General features: G+C 57.1%; 18 protein-coding genes. 3 read left to right on the top strand and 15 right to left on the bottom strand.

The annotated features are described in order from the left end of the window. Window positions 1-58: 58 nt before the first annotated feature. Genes LOY56_RS14550 through LOY56_RS14525 form a run of 6 tightly spaced genes read right to left on the bottom strand, consistent with a single transcriptional unit; the run spans window position 59 to window position 6,247 of the window. Window positions 59-1,573, bottom strand: coding sequence for an ABC transporter substrate-binding protein (locus LOY56_RS14550; protein WP_258615002.1), 1,515 nt, complete (start codon window positions 1,571-1,573; stop codon window positions 59-61). A 33-nt stretch (window positions 1,574-1,606) separates the two neighbouring features. Then, window positions 1,607-2,578, bottom strand: a complete 972-nt coding sequence (locus LOY56_RS14545; protein ID WP_258615000.1) for an ABC transporter ATP-binding protein — start codon at window positions 2,576-2,578, stop codon at window positions 1,607-1,609. Then, window positions 2,575-3,561 (bottom strand): ABC transporter ATP-binding protein, encoded by a 987-nt coding sequence (locus LOY56_RS14540; protein ID WP_258614999.1) that lies wholly within the window; start codon window positions 3,559-3,561, stop codon window positions 2,575-2,577. The genes LOY56_RS14545 and LOY56_RS14540 overlap by 4 nt, the downstream gene beginning before the upstream one ends. Further along, entirely contained in the window at window positions 3,558-4,412 is an 855-nt protein-coding gene (locus tag LOY56_RS14535) for an ABC transporter permease (protein ID WP_258614997.1), read from the bottom strand. The genes LOY56_RS14540 and LOY56_RS14535 overlap by 4 nt, the downstream gene beginning before the upstream one ends. Beyond that, complete coding sequence (locus tag LOY56_RS14530; RefSeq protein ID WP_258614995.1) at window positions 4,409-5,356, bottom strand: ABC transporter permease; 948 nt, start codon at window positions 5,354-5,356, stop codon at window positions 4,409-4,411. The genes LOY56_RS14535 and LOY56_RS14530 overlap by 4 nt, the downstream gene beginning before the upstream one ends. 3 nt (window positions 5,357-5,359) lie before the next feature. Continuing rightward, the gene (locus LOY56_RS14525; protein WP_258614994.1) at window positions 5,360-6,247 is read right to left on the bottom strand and encodes a proline iminopeptidase-family hydrolase; all 888 of its coding nucleotides are present in this window, start codon (window positions 6,245-6,247) and stop codon (window positions 5,360-5,362) included. Window positions 6,248-6,426: 179 nt separating this feature from the next. On the opposite strand from LOY56_RS14525, the gene LOY56_RS14520 reads away from it, so the two are divergent. Together LOY56_RS14520 and LOY56_RS14515 are read left to right on the top strand one after the other, a co-directional pair. After that, window positions 6,427-7,188 (top strand): LuxR family transcriptional regulator, encoded by a 762-nt coding sequence (locus tag LOY56_RS14520; RefSeq protein ID WP_258614993.1) that lies wholly within the window; start codon window positions 6,427-6,429, stop codon window positions 7,186-7,188. Window positions 7,189-7,280: 92 nt separating this feature from the next. Continuing rightward, on the top strand, window positions 7,281-8,228 hold the full coding sequence (locus tag LOY56_RS14515) for a proline iminopeptidase-family hydrolase (RefSeq protein WP_258614991.1): 948 nt from the start codon (window positions 7,281-7,283) through the stop codon (window positions 8,226-8,228). 208 nt (window positions 8,229-8,436) lie between these two features. On the opposite strand, the gene LOY56_RS14510 is transcribed toward LOY56_RS14515, so the two are convergent. Beyond that, window positions 8,437-9,150: an autoinducer binding domain-containing protein gene (locus LOY56_RS14510; protein WP_258614989.1), complete on the bottom strand. Its 714-nt coding sequence runs from the start codon at window positions 9,148-9,150 to the stop codon at window positions 8,437-8,439. A gap of 302 nt (window positions 9,151-9,452) precedes the next feature. Between LOY56_RS14510 and LOY56_RS14505 the strand changes: the two genes are divergently transcribed. Then, on the top strand, window positions 9,453-10,034 hold the full coding sequence (locus LOY56_RS14505; RefSeq protein ID WP_258614988.1) for a phosphoglycerate mutase family protein: 582 nt from the start codon (window positions 9,453-9,455) through the stop codon (window positions 10,032-10,034). A 149-nt stretch (window positions 10,035-10,183) separates the two neighbouring features. Here LOY56_RS14505 and LOY56_RS14500 read toward each other — a convergent pair whose 3' ends face one another. The 8 genes from LOY56_RS14500 to LOY56_RS14465 form a co-directional block, all read right to left on the bottom strand. Beyond that, on the bottom strand, window positions 10,184-10,477 hold the full coding sequence (locus LOY56_RS14500; RefSeq protein WP_258614986.1) for a hypothetical protein: 294 nt from the start codon (window positions 10,475-10,477) through the stop codon (window positions 10,184-10,186). Window positions 10,478-10,591: 114 nt separating this feature from the next. Next, window positions 10,592-12,010: an oligosaccharide flippase family protein gene (locus LOY56_RS14495; RefSeq protein ID WP_258614985.1), complete on the bottom strand. Its 1,419-nt coding sequence runs from the start codon at window positions 12,008-12,010 to the stop codon at window positions 10,592-10,594. A 14-nt stretch (window positions 12,011-12,024) separates the two neighbouring features. Beyond that, window positions 12,025-12,177 carry a hypothetical protein gene (locus LOY56_RS14490; RefSeq protein ID WP_258614984.1) on the bottom strand — a complete coding sequence of 51 codons (153 nt, stop codon included), beginning with the start codon at window positions 12,175-12,177 and terminating at the stop codon, window positions 12,025-12,027. Further along, window positions 12,171-13,505, bottom strand: a complete 1,335-nt coding sequence (locus LOY56_RS14485; RefSeq protein WP_258614981.1) for an O-antigen ligase — start codon at window positions 13,503-13,505, stop codon at window positions 12,171-12,173. The genes LOY56_RS14490 and LOY56_RS14485 overlap by 7 nt, the downstream gene beginning before the upstream one ends. Further along, the gene (locus LOY56_RS14480; RefSeq protein WP_258614979.1) at window positions 13,502-14,608 is read right to left on the bottom strand and encodes a glycosyltransferase; all 1,107 of its coding nucleotides are present in this window, start codon (window positions 14,606-14,608) and stop codon (window positions 13,502-13,504) included. Before LOY56_RS14480 ends, LOY56_RS14485 begins: the two co-directional genes overlap by 4 nt. After that, window positions 14,605-15,684 carry a glycosyltransferase gene (locus tag LOY56_RS14475; RefSeq protein WP_258614973.1) on the bottom strand — a complete coding sequence of 360 codons (1,080 nt, stop codon included), beginning with the start codon at window positions 15,682-15,684 and terminating at the stop codon, window positions 14,605-14,607. The genes LOY56_RS14480 and LOY56_RS14475 overlap by 4 nt, the downstream gene beginning before the upstream one ends. A 44-nt stretch (window positions 15,685-15,728) precedes the next feature. Then, on the bottom strand, window positions 15,729-16,436 hold the full coding sequence (locus LOY56_RS14470; protein WP_258614971.1) for a WecB/TagA/CpsF family glycosyltransferase: 708 nt from the start codon (window positions 16,434-16,436) through the stop codon (window positions 15,729-15,731). 114 nt (window positions 16,437-16,550) lie between these two features. Beyond that, window positions 16,551-17,597 carry an acyltransferase gene (locus tag LOY56_RS14465; RefSeq protein ID WP_258614968.1) on the bottom strand — a complete coding sequence of 349 codons (1,047 nt, stop codon included), beginning with the start codon at window positions 17,595-17,597 and terminating at the stop codon, window positions 16,551-16,553. Between the last annotated feature and the right edge of the window lie 75 nt (window positions 17,598-17,672).

Below are 17,672 nucleotides of genomic sequence, written 5' to 3'. Positions count from 1 at the left end.
TCTGAATAGAGGTCCTTTTTGGGTTGCGCTGAAGCGGCCTGCTTCAGCACCACCATTCTTAGTTTTTCACCGTCTCCTCAAGAGAAAAACGTCCCAGTGGGTTTTGCTGGAAGTTTTCTACGTTCTTGCGCGAAATATTGATGTACGGGCTGTAGTACAGGTCGATCCAGTTGACGTCCTGTTTGGCGACTTTCTGTAAATCGACGTACATCTGTTCACGCTTGATCGGGTCCGCTTCGATTCGGGCAGCCGACACCAGGTTCTTGACCTTGTCGTTCTTGTAGCGGGTCATGTAGTTCATGTTGGTGTCGTGGCCCAGAACGAACGTGGTCTTCTGGTCCGGGTCGAGGATGTCGTTGGTCCAGTACATCACGGACAGGTCGTAGTCACCGTCGACCAGCATCTGCCAGCTCTGGGTCGGGTCGACCTTTTGCAGGTTCGCGGTCACACCGACCGCCGCCAGCTGCTGCTGAACCAGCACGGCAATCTGCTCATCGGCTTCGTTGCCGGCGTTGACCACGTAATTCAGCTTCATGCCCGCTGCGCCGGCATCGATCAGCATCTGCTTGGCTTTGACCGGGTCGAATGGACGCTTCAGGTTGTCCGCGTAGTGGTATAGCGAGCCCTTGGGAATGTAGGAGTAAGCCTCCTGACCCTTGCCGAAGGTGACGGTATCAACCACCGACTTCTTGTTGATAGCCATGTCCAACGCCTGACGGACTTCAGGCTTGCTCAGCAGACCGTGCTCATGGTTGATCAGCAGGTGATCTTCCCGAGTGGAAGGGTCGGAATGGATGGTCAGGTTGGGATCCTTGCGCAGCGCATCGACTCGCGAAAACGGTACGAAGATCGCTGAGTCCAGCTCGCCTGCCTGCACCTTGAGCATCCGGGTATTGTCATCGGGGATGGAAATCCACTCCACGCCATCCAGGCTGACCTTATCGGCTTGCCAGAAATTCGGGTTCTTCTCCAGTTTCACACGATCGCCGCGCAGCCACTCTTTGACAAAAAATGCCCCTGAGACGACAGGATCCTGGGCATAGGCGTCTTCACCCATGCGGGTCATGGCCTTCTGCGAGAGAACCGACACGGTCGGCGAGGCTAATTGCGAGAGGAACGGTACTGACGGGGTGGTCAGGGTGACCACCAGGGTGCGCGGATCGGCCGCTTTCGCCGTGTCGATCAGCTTGTAGGCATCGCTCCACAGCGAGGCCTTGTTATCGCGAGTGCGCAACAGGCTGAATGCCGCGTCATCGGCCGTGATCGGCGAGCCGTCGGAGAATTTCGCCGAGCGCATTTTGAAGGTGTAGGTCAGACCATCGTCGGAGACTTTCCAGCTTTCAGCCAGGCCGGGTTCCATCTTGCTGCCGGCCTTGTCGACGCGGATCAGCGTGTCGTAGACATTGGCAAACACCCAGGTATCGCGGTTTTGCGCGCTCTTGATCGGGTCGAACGTGGTGCTTTCTTCGCGGCAACCGATGGTGAGTACGCCGGCCGCTTGTGCAATGCCGCTGGCAAGGGTGCAAGCGGTCAATGTGGCTGCGGCGAGCAATTTCAAATGCCTGGATCGCATGGTCAAACTCCTTCTTGATGGGTGCAGTGTGTTTTAAAACAGTGGCTCCTCGAGCACGCAGTCGTAACGGCGAGCGTCGAGTTGACGGGTAGGGGGCGCCACCTGGCTACACGTGGTACGGACGTAGCGACAGCGCGGGTGAAAAGCGCAGCCGGATGGCAGTTGCAAAGGGCTGGGCGGTTCACCGGGCAAAGGGTCGGTGGGTAGCGCCCGGGTTGGGTCGATTTCTGGAATCGACTGGATCAGTGCGGCGGTATAAGGATGTCGCGGGGAGCGGAATACGTCCTCCACGGGGCCTTCTTCGACGATCTTGCCCAGGTACATCACCGCCACCCGATCACAGAGCCGGCGAACGATCGCCAGATCATGGGCGATGAACACAATCGCCAGGTTCATGCGCTGGCGCAGCTCCAGCAACAGGTTGATGATCTGCCCCTGGATGGACACATCCAGCGCGGCCACGCATTCATCGGCAACGATCAGGCGCGGCTCCACGGCCAGCGCGCGGGCGATCCCCACGCGCTGGCATTGGCCGCCACTCAAGGCGTGCGGTTTGCGGGCGGCCAATTCGGGGCGCAGACCCACCAGGGTCAGCAATTCATCGACTCGGGCGGCTATCAGTGGCTCTGGCACTTTGCGTTGGACCCGGAGCACTTCCGCCAGAGTCTGGCCGATGCTCAGGCGTGGGTTGAGGGCGGCGTATGGGTCCTGGAAAACCATCGCCGTTTCCTGACGCAGCCTCTGGATATCGATCTTCCCGGCGTGGGCCATGTCGACGCCCTCGAACAGCACCTGTCCAGCGTAAATCTCGTTGAGGTGCAGGATCGCCCGCCCCAAGCTGCTTTTGCCACTGCCCGACTCGCCAACCAGCCCCAGCGTTTCTCCGGCCGAGAGGGTCAGCGAAACGCCGTTGACCGCCGTCAACCATTGCCGGTTCATGCCCAGCAGACCTGTGCCCGGCGCCGCAAACCGCACCTGCAGATCCTTGACCTTGAGCAGGGTCATGAGTGGTCTCCGACGGCCAAAGGGTAATGGCAAGCAATGCGGTGCCCATGGCTGACGGGCTGCAAACTCGGCATCAGTGATGTACATGGGCTGCCGGTTTGCTGGCAGCGTGGATTGAAGCGACAACCCTGGGGCAGGGCATCGAGCAGGGGCGGTTGCCCGGCGATGGTTTTGAGCAAGGCGTGACCGTGACTGGTGGCTGGCTGACAGTCGATCAATCCGGCGGTGTAAGGGTGGCGTGGATGGGCGAGCACCTCGTGTTTGTTGCCGTGCTCACACAAGCGTCCGGCGTACATCACGGCAATCGAGTCGCAGGTCTGGGCCACGACCCCCAGGTCATGGGTGATCATGATGATCGACAGGCCACGCTGGTCGCGAAGATCCAACAGCAGGCGCAGGATCTGCGCTTGCACCGTGACGTCGAGGGCGGTGGTCGGTTCGTCGGCGATCAGCACGTTCGGGTTGCAACCCAGGGCCACGGCGATCATCGCTCGCTGGCGCATGCCGCCGGAAAATTCGTGAGGGTAACTGTCAACGCGCCGCTGCGGATCGGGAATGCCCACTTGCCGCAGTACGTCGATGGCCTGGGCGCGGGCTTCACGCTGGCTGGCGCCCTGATGCAGACGAATACCTTCGCCAATCTGCTCGCCGATGCGCATCAACGGGTCGAGATGACTGCTGGGGTTCTGGAAGATCATCCCCAATTGGCGCCCACGCATGCGACGCATGCCGGCCTCGTCCAGGTGCAACAGATTTTCCCCGGCCAGCTGCACGTTTTTGCCTTCGACTCGCAGGTTCGGCGAAGGCAGCAGCCTCATTAAACCGCGACAAGCCAGGGTTTTGCCGGAACCGCTTTCCCCCACCAGTCCGAGCACCTCACCCTCGGCCAGGTCAAAGGACAGGCGATCCACCAGGGTCACCTCGTGCTCACCTTTGCTGGCGATGACGCTGAGCGCTTCGACCTTCAGCACGGGCGTACTCATGAGCGTTCACCCAAGCGTTCGGCGACAGCGTCGGCCAGCAGGCTGAAGCCCATGGCCAGGGTGACGATCGCCAATCCCGGAAAGGTGCAGATCCACCAGGCGGAAGTGATGAAACTCTGGCCTTCGGCGACCATCGTGCCCCACTCGGCGGTCGGTGGTTGCACCCCGAGGCCGAGGTAACTGACCGCCGCGCCGTTGAGCAGTACCAGCACCGCATCAGACATGGAAAACACGATCGAGCCGAACATCGCGTTCGGCAGTAGGTGCCGAAACAGAATGCGCCCATGACCGAAGCCGAGGCTTTTGGCGGCCAGGGCAAAATCGCTTTCCTTGAGTATCAGGATCTGTGAGCGGATCAAACGTGCATAGGACACCCAACCCACCAGTGCCATGGCGATATAGAAACTCATCAGGCCGGGGCCGAGGATTGCCATGATCGCCAGCATCAACACCAGAAACGGGAAGGCCAGGATGATATCGATCAGGCGCATGCAGAACGTATCGAAACGCCCGCCGATGTAGCCGGACAAGGCCCCGACACAGGTGCCGATCAGGAACGGGAAAATCACCCCGATCACTGCCAGCTGCAAGTCGATGCGGGCTGACCAGATCACTCGAGACAAGACGTCGCGGCCGAAATTATCGGTGCCGAACGGGTGGGCCAGATGGGGCGCCAGCAGGCGAATATCAGTGTTCTGGGCGACGGGATCGAAGGGCGCGATCCAGGGCGCGAAAATCGCCAGCACCAGCCAACCGAGCAGGATGGCCAGACCCAATCCCATGGCCAATCGAGGGTTGCGCACACCCAGACGCAGGTTCAGTCGGGGGGCTGCCGTTGCCTGATTGCTCATCGGATGTTCACGCGAGGATCGATGGCTACCGTGATCACATCGGCGAGAAAGTTGACCGCCACGGTGGCGCAGGCCAGCACCATCGCCACGCCCTGGACCACCATGTAGTCACGGGTGAAGATGCCCCGGACCAATAACTGGCCGATCCCGGGAATGGCGAACAGACTTTCGATGACCACGGTGCCGCTGATCAGCCAGCCAATGTTCACCGCCAGCAGGTTGACGGCGGGTACGAGCGAGTTGGGCAGCACATGACGACGAAACACCGCGCCTTCAGACAGACCGCGAGCCCGGGCTGCCGTGACATGGTCGGCTTGCAACTCCATCAGCATGCTTGCCCGCAGATTGCGTACCAGCACCGCCGATAACGCCAGGGCAATGGTCAGGCAAGGCAGGACCATGTGGTGCAGTTTGTCCAGCCAGGTGCGGCCATAGCCGGAAACCGGGAACCAGCCCAGCTGCACGCTGAATAGCAGGATCAACATGATCCCCAGCCAGAACGCCGGCATGCCGAGCCCGGCGGTGGTGAACAGGCGGATCAGGTTGTCGCCCCAGCCGCCCTTGTTACGAGCCGCAACGGTGGCCAGCGGCACCGCGATCAACATGGCCAGCAACACGCTGCCAAGCACCAGAAACAGCGTGGGTTCGATGCGTGTGCTGATCAGCTTCAAGGCGTCGACCTTGTACAGCAATGACTGGCCGAGATCGCCCTTGAACAGGTTTTTCAGGAAGTAGAAGTACTGCATCCACAGCGGCTGATCGAGACCAAACTGAGCGCGAATCCTGATCAGCCCCTCCGGCGTACTGCGCGAGCCGAGCAGGGCGCGCGCCGGGTCACCGGGAATCGAGCGCACCAGCACAAACGTGATCAGACTGATGCCGAACAGCACCGGTAGCAGTTGCAGGGGCCGTGACAGGATGAAACGGTAACGCGACAGATTCATCGACTAACCTCGGTGCTGCCGGAGGAAATCCAGCAACACCGGAAAGTAGGCGTGAGGTTCTTCGTAGAAGGGCATATGGCTGCTGTTGGGGAACACATGCAGTGCGGCATTCTTGAGCGCCATTTTCATGCGCATGGCACAAGCCGGCGTCAGTTCGTCATGCTGGCCGGTGGTGATCAGCACCGGCATGGTGAAGTCGGCCATTTCCTTTAGACGGTTCCAGTTTTTCAGGTTGCCGACATAGAGAAACTCATTCGGCCCCTGCATGGTGGTGTAGGGCCCCATGTTCCAGTCGTCCAGAGAACGCGTGACCGGCGCCGGCCACTCATCCAGACGGCAGACATGGCGGTAGTTGAGAAGGGTGATCGCCGCTTGGTATTGCGGATGATCGAGGGTGCCCATGGCTTCATGACGTTGCATCATCGCCACGGTTTCGCTGCCCAGCGCACCACGTAGACGCTCCAGTTCCTGCGACAGGTGCGGGATATCGCCTACCGTGTTTTCCAGAATCAGGGTTTTGAGGGCGTGAGGGTGGTAAATGGCGTATTCGATCGCCAGCCAACCGCCCCAGGAGTGCCCCATCAGGTGAACTCGGCCCAGGTCGAGCGCCTGACGAACGGTTTCCACCTCGGCGACATAACGGGTGATGTCCCAGAGAGACGGGTCTTCGGGCCTGGCCGAGGCGCCAGTGCCGAGTTGGTCGAAGGCGACCACTCGCAACCCCTTTTCCTTGAGCCAGCCATGGGCGTCACGCAGATAATCGCAGGGAAGGCCCGGGCCGCCATTGAGGCACAGCAGGACTTCATCGCCCTCGCCAAAGCTGTAAACCACCAGATTATGGCCGTCGACTTCGACGTTATAGTGCTGATCCGGTTCGATTTCACGCCACATCGCACGCTCCCTTTATGATGCTGGCCGGTTCGGATGCTGAACAAATGCTCAACCTTACCGAGTAAGTCCTGCGCCCAAAAGCTAGTATTTGTTATAGGTTTTGGTCTGGCAGTCCCTCGCCGAGGCGTGGCATTCTACGTGCTGAATTTCAGGATTGAAATTAATTAGGAGTGCAATGGATGCAAAGCAAGCTATCGGACCTCAATCCCCGTCTGTTGTCGGGCAAGAGCCTGGATGAGCAGATGGACAATGCCTTGCTATTGGCCGAGGAGCTGGGCTTTGATGCGTTGGTGTACGACTACAGCCCGGTGCCGCTGGACCATGAAGGCAAATTGATCACGCCCTCGGTGCTCAAATTGCGCAACACTCCCGCCGATTGGCATACGCGTTGGTGCGCAGAAGGTTATTACCAGATCGACCCTGTCCAGCAGGTCGCACTCAATTGTGTTTCACCCTTTGTCTGGTCTTACAAACCCGGGACGGGCACCGTGCTGGAGCCGGTCATCAGTCAGTGCCATGCGCCCGTGGTGAATTATCTGGAAGACACGCAGATGACCTGTGGGGTGTCAGTCCCGATTCATCTGCCCCGAGGCGGTTTTGCCTCCCTGACCGGACTGCGTACCGGCAGCAGCCTCAGTGTCCTGCGCGATGCCCGGCGGACCCTGGCGGATTTCAGCCTGATTTCCCATGCCTTTCAGGAAGCGGCCTATCCGTTGCTTGGCAAAGAGGCTCACACGCCCCCCATCCACCTGACCAAGCGTGAACGCGAGTGTCTGAAATGGGCGGCTGAGGGCCTGACCGCCGCCGAGATTGCCAGCCAACTGAATCGGTCATTGGCCACCATCAGCCTCCATCTGACTTCGGCCATGCATAAACTCGGGGCCAAGAATCGGGTTCAGGCCGTGGTTCGGGCCACTCACTATCGATTGCTCGATAGCTGAAACAGGGCAAAAACCTATCGGTTTCTCTAGTTATCTCGAGAATCTAATCCCGCTATTGTGTGCCGTACGATTTTTCAGGAGCGGCACAAAAAATGGAATCTATCGGGATACGTGAAGGCTTCGCCCCTTTTGGTCCTTATCAGACCTGGTACCGCGTCACGGGTCACTTCGACGGTAAAAGCACGCCGCTGGTGATTCTGCACGGCGGTCCGGGCTGCACGCACGACTACGTGGACGCTTTCAAGGACATCGCCGCCAGTGGGTATCCAGTGGTTCATTACGATCAACTGGGCAACGGTCGCTCGACCCACCTACCTGAAAAAGCCCCTTCGTTCTGGAGCGTACAGCTGTTTCTCGATGAGCTGGACAACCTGCTGGATCATCTCGGCATGCGCGACAATTACGCACTCCTGGGGCAATCCTGGGGCGGTATGCTCGCCAGTGAGCACGCGGTAAGGCAACCTGCGGGGCTGCGGGCTTTGATTGTCGCCAATTCCCCTGCGGACATGCGCGTCTGGGTCGAGGAAGCCAACCGTTTACGTCAATTATTGCCTGATGGCGTACATGAAACATTGCTTGAGCACGAACGGGCCGGGAATTTTCAAGCGCCCGCCTATCAGGAGGCTTCGAGGGTTTTTTACGACAATCATGTGTGTCGCGTCCTGCCGTGGCCCGATGAGGTGGCGCGTACGTTTGCTCACGTCGACGCCGACCCCACCGTTTACCACGCCATGAGCGGGCCGACGGAGTTTCATGTGATAGGCAGCCTGAAAGACTGGACCATTGTCGACCGCTTGCGGCACATCAACGTGCCGGCACTGGTGATCTCCGGTCGCTACGATGAAGCAACACCGGCGGTGGTCAAACCCTATCTGGAACAGATCCCTAATGCGCGTTGGGCGTTGTTCGAGAACTCCAGCCATATGCCTCATGTCGAGGAGCGGGTGGGCTGTATGGGGACGGTGGTGAGCTTCCTGGATGAGTGCCTGGAGGAGAGGGCGATGGTTGCTGATCTCCAGCGTGAAGCGCTGCCGCTCTGACCCGCGTCGTTATCGCGGCCGATTTCTGCCTGAGCCCTGTTCGGCCTGCCGACCATTGCATGATCGGCACACACGCCGGATGTGAAACGGCCGAGGGTTGCGGGACGGGACCCAGTTGAAACCCTCGACAGTTGCACCGTCCTTGGGCTGCATTGCAATGGGCGCGACCCAAGGGACGGGTGTCTGATGGCAAGCCGGAACGACAGCTTTAGAACAGCAAACCCATCAAGGATGCTTTGACGGCGGCTTCGGTTTTGTTCGATGCCTGGAGTTTGCGCATGGAATTGACCACATGAAATTTCACGGTTCGCGTGTCGATATTCAAAATAATGCTGATTTCGACATACGTTTTTCCCATGGCCGTCCATTTCAAGGTTTCTTTTTCGCGTGCGGTCAATGGCTTGTATTGTTCAGGGATGGGTTTTTCGGACAAAAAGCGCGTCATGGACTCATGCACTAACTGAGTCAGCCAGATTAATTTAACCTCTTTACTCTCCAACTCTGCCGTTGAAATATATTCATCGGCGCGGGAAACAGAGAGTAAACCAGTAGTGTTGTGTTCGCGTTGCGAAGAAAGACACCAACCATGGTTGAGGTTGTAGTGTCGCGCTTCTTCCCAGAATGCCAGGCTTTGATGTTGTTGTTCTGCGCACCAGCGCAGGGGCGTGGAGCGTGTCAGCCCGTGCTCGACGGTGGGGTCCTGGGAGAAATAATCTTCGGTTACGTATTTTTTCTCCCAAGCGCTGGGGTAGTTTGAGAATAGAAAATAGTGCGGGGGCGTTAACGGTGCGTGGGTTTTTAGTCCATAGGAACAAAACTCGAATCCCAAGCTGCAAGTTATTTTAGTCAGCTCATTGAATAATTCATGTTCAGACGTACAACTAAAAACCAACTCCATGAAATCTTCGCGCCAGTCATTCACCAATATTACCTTCCATGGTCAGCGCTCTGAGTGGGAAGAGCGGCGACTGATCATACAGGATCGGAGTGCCGCCGGAAGGTTGCCCTGGTTTGCAATTTCGATAACACAGTGTCTACACCTCGCCAGGGACGGTGACGTGTCAAGCCTGCGACAAAAGGTCCGTTATGCCCTCTGTTTTTCGGGTGCGGAAGGGCTCGGTCAGGGGAGGTGATGTTATTTAACCTGCCCCTTTGGGCAGCTACTAAAACAGGCTGTGGTTTGGTGTACTGGCGAATACATACAGCACGCAGGGTTTATTTATTGTGATCTATTTAATCCGTCACGCCTCGCCCTTGGTCAATTACAAGCGCTGCGATGGCGTTGCGGCTAAAGCATTGCTGGATGAATATAACCAGACCTCAGCCATTGACGAGGGTGAAATCACAGGGTTCTTGAGTCAGTCGGACTTGTCCAAACCACTTTTAGCGTCTGAGGCCAACGTCATTTCGTCGCCGGTCAACAGGGCTTATGCAACGGCGTGCAAATTGTTCGAGGCTGCGCGTGTTCAACAGGACAGTCGATTACAAGAGTACGACCTGCGGTTAAGCGCCATTCCCCTCCTGAAAATGGGATTGAGGCAATGGTTCGCGCTGCACAGAATTTTATGGTTACTCGGGGTTTCATTGGGAGCCATCCCCCGAAAAACGGAATACCGTCGGGCTGTCGGTGTTGCCGATGAGCTCTACAAGTCCTGCTCCGAGACAGGGAAGACGACGATTGTTATCTCCCACGGGATGTTCCTCAGAACCGTCAGGAAAACACTGCAAAAGCAAGGTATGCAGGCTCGTACGGTTTATCGCTCAGGGTGCTTCACGGTCGAGTCTTTAACACGGGCCTGCGATTAACTGAGTAAAAAATGGGCCTCTGGAAGAGGTCCATTTTTTTGTTTTTTCACGGATGGTCGGAAAAGTTTCCCGGGATTCTGCTGTGGCTACTGGTAATGGTGGTGTTCATCCTCGGTGAATCAGCGACCCGCTGAGGTCAAGTTTTGCCATCATTCCTCGGCCGAAACGGGCGGCTGATGTATTGAACGCTCTGCTGAGCAAAGATGGACAGGGTACTCAGCCATGATTAATCGCAAGTGCTCGATGGCTTCAAGGTATTTACGATCAGCCTGTCGTCTTTTCTTCTGGTATTGCGTGAACATATCGACGTCCATATCGGGGTGTTCGAGAAGATCAAGGGCGGCGTGGCTCAAGTGATAGGCTTCGCTGAACAGTTGTTTGTTACGTTCAAGCGCCAGGTTTAGACAGGCTATCGCTTGATCGGAAGTCATCGTACCGTTCATTGCTGCGACCTCTTTATGGGGGGGCTCGGGCTTGGGTAATGAAGATGGACAAGACAGGGGGTAGAAATGGATATGTACTCCCAACACCAAGCCCCGGCAGTGAGTAGAGGACAGTCAGCGAGCAGTGAACACCAATTTAAATTCCTGCGGCCACCGTGGGTGCAACGCGCTATAGGCCAGCGCATAGGTCAGCGTGCCGATACCAATGCTGCAGGCCAAATGCAGATACCCCCGCAAATCCAGGTGCGAAGAAACAAACACCACAGTGGCGGCCATGATGAGCGAGGCGATCACGCTGCGATAACTGGATTCGAAAACCGCGCGCCAACCGTAACCTATTGCCGTGTTCAGCCCACGGATCTGCAAGGGCGTGATCATCACCATCCGCGCCAGCAAGGCCAGGGCTGCGGCCATGCCTGCGTAGCGATGACCCAGGCTGTAAACCAGCGCCAGCGCCAGCAGGGTGGTTGCGACTTCAGCCTTGACGGTCAGGTGGGTGCGATTGACCGCCACCAGCGCGGTCGTGGCATACATGGCAATGTTGCCGATGGCTGCCGTGCAGGCGAGCACTTGCAGCAGGGGAATGGCTTCTGCCCATTTGGCGCCGAATATCAACAGGATGATGTCCTGGGCCGTTAACGCGATGCCGATGAACAGCGGCGTGAGCAGGAAACCGCTGATGGCCGTCGAGTCGCGGATCAACCCGATCAACCGCGGGGTATCGTTGCCGCGCCGGGCAAACACCGGCAGTGCGTAACTCATCAGGCCGTTATAGATCGCCGAGCGAGGCAGATCGATGATGCGCATGGCCATATTGAACATACCGACGGCATAGGTGCCGGCCGTAATGCCGAGTAGCACATTGACGCCGCGCTGCAGCATTTGCCAACTCATCACGTTGATGGCGACAGGGGCTCCGGCGCTTAATAGTTCGCGCAAGAACGGCCCGTCAATGTAGAAGGCAATCCGGCGGCGGTTTCCGAGCATCAATACAACGATGGAAACGAATTCCATGATCAGCGCCTGAGCAATCACGGCCCAGGCGCCAAATCCCCACAGTGCAATGGCGATACCCCCGACGCCGCCGGCCACTTTGCCCAAGAGCGTGCGCGAGGCCAGCATCTTGAAGTTGCTGGTGCGGCGCATTTCCACGACATAGACCCGTGCCATCATGGTGAACAGGATCTTCAGCGAGGCGGCCGCGGTCATCCACTGCAGCATCACAGACCTCGTATACAGCATCGCAGCAAACGATATGACGACGATAGAGGCCAGGCTGATCAGCACGGCGAACCAGAAGGCTGTGCAGATGTGTTTCTCTTCGAGATGCTCCAAACGTACCAGCGGGTCTTCGAGCATTGAGGAGTAGAGAATGGCCAGTACCTCGACAACGGCAATGATCACCGTGCCCACCCCCAGCTCTGCCGGCGACATGAGCCTGGCATAAGCGATGAAGGTAATCATGGACAAGAAAATCAGGCCGATTTTTTCGGTGAAGATCCAGATCAAGGTCATCAGGCGATGATTGGCCATGGGCAGTGTCCAGGCTAAGGCGCCTTGCGCAGTGTATTCACCCGCGCATGGAGATAGCGCAAGGTCGGTTTACCCTCGAAGAAAATCAGCGCTTGCCACGAATGCTCGAACATCCGCCCGAACACGCTGATGACCGAACAGAGTAATCGCGAGGGAACATTCAACACTGGCTGTTCTCCTTGGACATCGTTTTGGCGGGTACGCCCTCGAGCGTGACGCAATCACCAGACGTGAAAGGATGTGTTGCCAAGCCGGGGCGTTTGGCGTGGTGGTGACGGAATGACAGGGCCAGAACGCAGAACACCAAAAACTCCGCCGAGCGGTAATTGGGCACTACATACGCCACATAGTTGGTGAGCATGAACGATCCGATGATGACCATCGCACTGACGTGAAACTGTGCCAACTGATCAGCCAATACGGCCCGATAGTGTTTGATCAGCGCCTCGACCTGCATGAGGATCAGCGCTATCAACTGAACGATGCCGCCGTTAAGCAAGGTTTCCATGTAACCGCTGTGGGCATTGCCGATGTAACCCCAACGGTTGATGAATACTTCGGCGCTCGGGCTGGACCAGAAGCCGCCGAAGCCGTAACCCTTGAGGAGTTCGGCGTCGATCAGTGGTGTGAGCAGGTCCCAGATCCGCGTGCGGTCGGTGAGTGACGGGTCACGACTGGTCAGCTCCAGCAGCAGCGCATAATTGCCGTATAGAAAGAAACAGATCAGCACATAGACGATCATCGTACCGAGGAACGCTGGCCATGAGCGGTTGATGTGCAAGCGGATTAGCGTGAGGAAGTACCAATAGCTCACCGTACCGGCAACGATCAGCGCTATGGCGGTGGCGGATTGGGCCAGCGCAATCGCGATCAGCGAAAACAACGAGCAGAGCATGGCCCAGGGATTGCGCTGACGGATCATCGGCAGCAGTAACAGAATAGCGATCGCGTTGATCCGTGCGCCGGCATTCTTTTCCGGGAAGATCCCTTTGAACGCTCCATCGCGAGGACCGCCGTAAATGAAGGCGATGTCAGGCCTGAAAAACGCGAATATCAAGCCTAACAACGCTGCGGCACCGATGATGCAGCCGAGCATGAAGGCGATTTTCTCGAGGCTGTAGTTGTAGGCGATGAAACCTGCAAAGAACACCAGGCTGATCAACGCCACAAAACGTTTGAAACTTAACATCGGGTCATAGGACCAACTGATCGATACGGCCAGGCCGAGTATGAATACCAGCAGGAAGGCATTGTTCCTGTAAAAACTTTTGCTGAGAAAGACCTTGTTGCGGATGAAGAAGAACAGCGGAACCAGCAGGGTGATCAGGCCGCAGATCTGGTTGATCGCGTTGCCTTCGAGGTCTTTTTCGGCGGCGCCCAGACTCGACACATCCGCCAACCCGAAAAAAAATCCAATCACCTGGATATAGAACAGCCCGCCGAACAACGTGAAGGCGTCGCGCAGGGTGGTGTACCTCACTTCCAGTTTGTTCATGACGACCTCAGTAATGCGTCGAGATAGGTATTCGCCGCGCAGGCGCTTACGAAGCGGGCAGCGGCATCAATGCGGGCCTGGCGGTTTGAATCTCGCGGCAACGTCAGTTCCATGGCGATGGCCTGTGCCAGTGCTGCTGGGTCGTCGACGACCACCAGCGGGGCGATTGCGCCATTGTCGAGAATCTCTTGCGGGCCATAGGGGCAGTGGGTCGATACCACGGGGGTGCCCGTGGACATGGCCTCGACCAGCGCGTTGGGACTGCCCTCGAAACGAGACGACAGCACAAAGCAGTCGGCCGCTGCCACTTCCGCCAATGGATCGCTGGTATAGCCCGGCAGATCGAACCGGTCGGCCACGCCCAGGGCGACTGCCTGCTCAAGCAACTCGGTTCTGAGCGCGCCTTCGCCGAAAATGATCAATCGGGCACCGGGATCGGGTAATCGGGCGAAGGCATCGATCAATACGTCAAAGCCTTTCTGCCGCGCCAGGCGACCCACGGCGACAATCACCGGGGTGGACTTTTCCAGCAGCCAGCGGTGGCTTGGGCGCCCCGGCGCCTTGTCGCGAAAATCGTTGTCGAGTACCGGGTTGTCGGCGATGGTCACGTCCTGTGGTCGCGTGATGGTGGTGTCGACCAGATCCTGGGCGACGCCGCGCGAGACGCAGATCACCGGATTGGGGATGAGTCGATACAGCAGCGGGGCCAGCAGATAGGCTGTGCGTACGGTCAACGCGGGATTGACGTATTTGTCATGGGAAAATGCGTTGCGCTCACTGACATGCAGGCGCGCCAAAGTACCTGACAACGCGGCAGCGGCGATGGCCACCACGTTGACGTGGGTGAGGGCGGCCAGTTGCGCGTCAAAGTAATTGTGGCGAAGAAAACGTGCCAGAGCCGGCACTGCCCTCGAGCTGTGCGCACTGTGCAACTCGACCTGTTTGACCCGTGGGTCGAGGCGCGCCGAGTTCACTCCTGTACCGGTGAGCATCAACAAGGTCACGTCATTGCCTGCGTCAGTCAGCGCACCGGCGAGGCGCACCATCATTTTTTCGGCTCCGCCTCCGTTCAAGTCCTGCAGAATAATCAGCAGCCTTTTCATTGATTCCATACCTGGTAGTACGCCTGTGCGGCGTATTGACTGGTGTACTGCCGGACGGCGTCAGCGGCCACTTGTGTGCTTGGCGCAGCCTGACCTTGCGCGGTCAGGCTGCGCAGCATCCCTTCGGCCAGCGCCGGTACATCATTGACCTTGACCAGGTGGCCGAGGCGGCCGTTATCAAGCAATTCCCTGGGCCCGGTTTCGCAGTCGCAGGCCAACACTGGCGTGCCCAGCGCCAGGGCCTCGATCAGGACGGTCGGCAAGCCCTCATGAAAGGAACTCAGGATCAGCAGCCGTGCATGCCTGATCAATGGGTAGGGATTACTCAGAAAACCGGTGAAATGCACACGCTCCTTGATGCCCAGGCGGCCTGCCTGTGAAGTCAGCGCGGCGAGCTGCGGGCCATCGCCGATGATCACCAGATCCGGCAGTGCAGCGCTGCGTAAGGCCATGGCATAGGCATCGAGCAGCAAATGGAAACCCTTCGGTTGCACCAACCGGCCCACCGCTAACCAGAACTCCGTCGGCATACCGATGAGCATGGGCGTTTGTGCGGCATTGAGCAGTTGTTCGGTGACCACGGCATTGGGGCAATAACGGATGCGCTGGCGACCCCAGGGCACCCGATCGGCGAGGGACTGGCGCAAGCCATTGGAAACTGTCACGACCTGACCGTTGCCACAGAGGTACAACGCATAGAGTAGACGCACAGTAGCTGGGCTGATTCTCTGTTCGCTGCAATCGAGTGCCGCGTGACGGGTATAGATGACCTTGCATGGGCTACCCAAGGTGGCAAACCAGGTGCAGAGATTGGCTTGTTCCTTGGCGGCGATGAGGTGAGTCACACGCTCACGACGAATACTCCGGCGCAGCAATACGATGGACTTGAGCAGGCCGACGACTCCATTGCCGCCGCCATTAAGCGTGGCAGCCCCTTCATCGTCCGGCGTGTCGCCGTTCATGACGAAATAACTGACACGCTGGCCATCCTTGAGAAACTGCCTGGCCAGGCGTTGCTGGACACGCTCGAGGCCACCCTCGGGCTTGAAGTCCTTGAGAATGAACAGGATATGCATGGTCGGTGCTCGGTGATCAATGCTGGGTGATCAGTACCGGGTGTTCAGGGGTGAGTGATATTGATGGTCACTTCGCGCCAAACGATCATCACCAACAGATGAACAAAATTGGTCGGATAATCGACCAGGTAACGCTTGATGGTGTGCGGTTCGCGGTACATCCGATAGAACGCGCGCAGATGCAGGCGGTTGATCAGCTCAGGGTAGTAATGATGAGTGGCCGTGGCCTCTTGGCGAATGAAACCGCCACAGGTGAATGCAGCACCGGTGAAGCCGGCACGCAAGGCATCCTGCTCGAACTGCTCTTGAAGCCCGGCGCCCAGGCCGACTATCAGGATGTTTGCTTCACTACGGCAGATGTCTGCTTGAATGCACGCGGCCTGCGGTGCATCGAAATAGCCGTTGTGGTGACCGGCGATAATCAACGCCGGGTAGCGAACCTTGATCTTATCGATGAACAGGTCCAGTTCGGCTTGCCTGGCACCGACAAAGTACACGCGCTTGCCTTGTTTCTCGGCGCAACTGAAGACAGAGTCAGCGATGGACGTGAAGTCGAAGCTGACCCGGCCGATCGCCCGGCCGGTGATGCGAGACATGAAGGCAGACATCAGCATGCCGTCGCAAAAATAGGCGACGGACGTCGGGTGCCGGTCGAACAGACTGCCGACGGACGCAAAATTAATGAAGGAAAATGCCTTGTTGGCGTCCAGCAGATTCGGGGTGTAATGCCCGATTAATTCCAGATTGATCATTGCTGACTCCTGGGGGCTGTTGACGTGGACGAACTCGCGCCTGTTCGCGTTACGCAATAACCTGCGCAGCTCCGCTGCTTGATACTGCGGTGATATGGTCAAAGTCAGGGCTAATCAGTTTCCGACACGGCTGAGAGATAATGAAAGAATTTTTTTAATTTGTCTGGCTATGGGGACTTCTATTTTTTTGTGAATGATATAAGACGCACCTATCATCAAGGCGGCGGTTCCCCATAGCAGTATGTGCGGATTCACGGCCGGATAAGCAATGTTAAAGATCATAAAGCCAATCATTTGATGTAATAGGTAAAGTGGGTAGGTTAACGCCCCTAATGTAGTCCAGTCCAATGTCCCTATGGCTGCCGTTTTGTTCGTTGCGATCAACAAAAACGTCATGAAAAACAGGATAATTATCCCGCATACGATCAGATGATTGAATTCGGTTGAATATTTGGTTTCGAGCAGCTCGGCCCATACAATTGCGGTGTAGCTGGCTAATGCCAATGCACCTGTCAACAGGAGGATTCGTGTTTTTGTGAATCCCTTGGCCCATATAATGTAGAACGTGGCACCCGCTATGAAGTATGCAGAGTAATCGGTAATTAATATCGAGCGCATCTTTTCAAAAGTGAAGGCTTCTGCTGCGGCAGAGATGAGTAGCCAGAGGATGAGGTATGTTTCTATTTTCTCTATTTTTTTGAAGCCCAACAGAATGGATATCATTAGGTAAAATTTGATTTCTACAAACAGAGACCAGTAAACACCGTCTATCGACGGGACGCCCATCAAGTCGCTAAGCAATGTCATGTTAATAATGTATTGATAAAAACTAGCCGTATATCTTGGCTGGCCGATGGCAAGCGTGATTAGGAAAGTGATGGTGCAGCACACCAGGAAAGCAGGGTAGAGGCGAACGACGCGGGATATAAAAAATACTTTGAGATTATTGCTCGAAGCGGTCATCAGAATGACGAATCCGCTGATCATAAAAAACAGTTCGACGCCTAAATAACCGTATTTAGCAGACTCAGCCAATAGCGGGTAGGGCATTGTAGACATGTCGCCCCTTGCATACCCGCGAAAAGCATAGTGAAAAATCACTACTGCGAAAGCAGCAAGGAAGCGCAGCAAGTCTAATTCTTTCACCCGGCGCTTGATCATGTCTATGCGCTCCAAACGTGTTGGCGCTGATTGAAAACAGATCCCCTGCCGATTGAAATTTGATCTGGGGCGAAC

The organism is Pseudomonas sp. B21-048, assembly GCF_024748615.1.
Taxonomy (GTDB): domain Bacteria; phylum Pseudomonadota; class Gammaproteobacteria; order Pseudomonadales; family Pseudomonadaceae; genus Aquipseudomonas.
The sequence above is the reverse complement of the archived record's forward strand: the minus strand, read 5'-3'. Positions and strand labels throughout refer to the sequence as shown.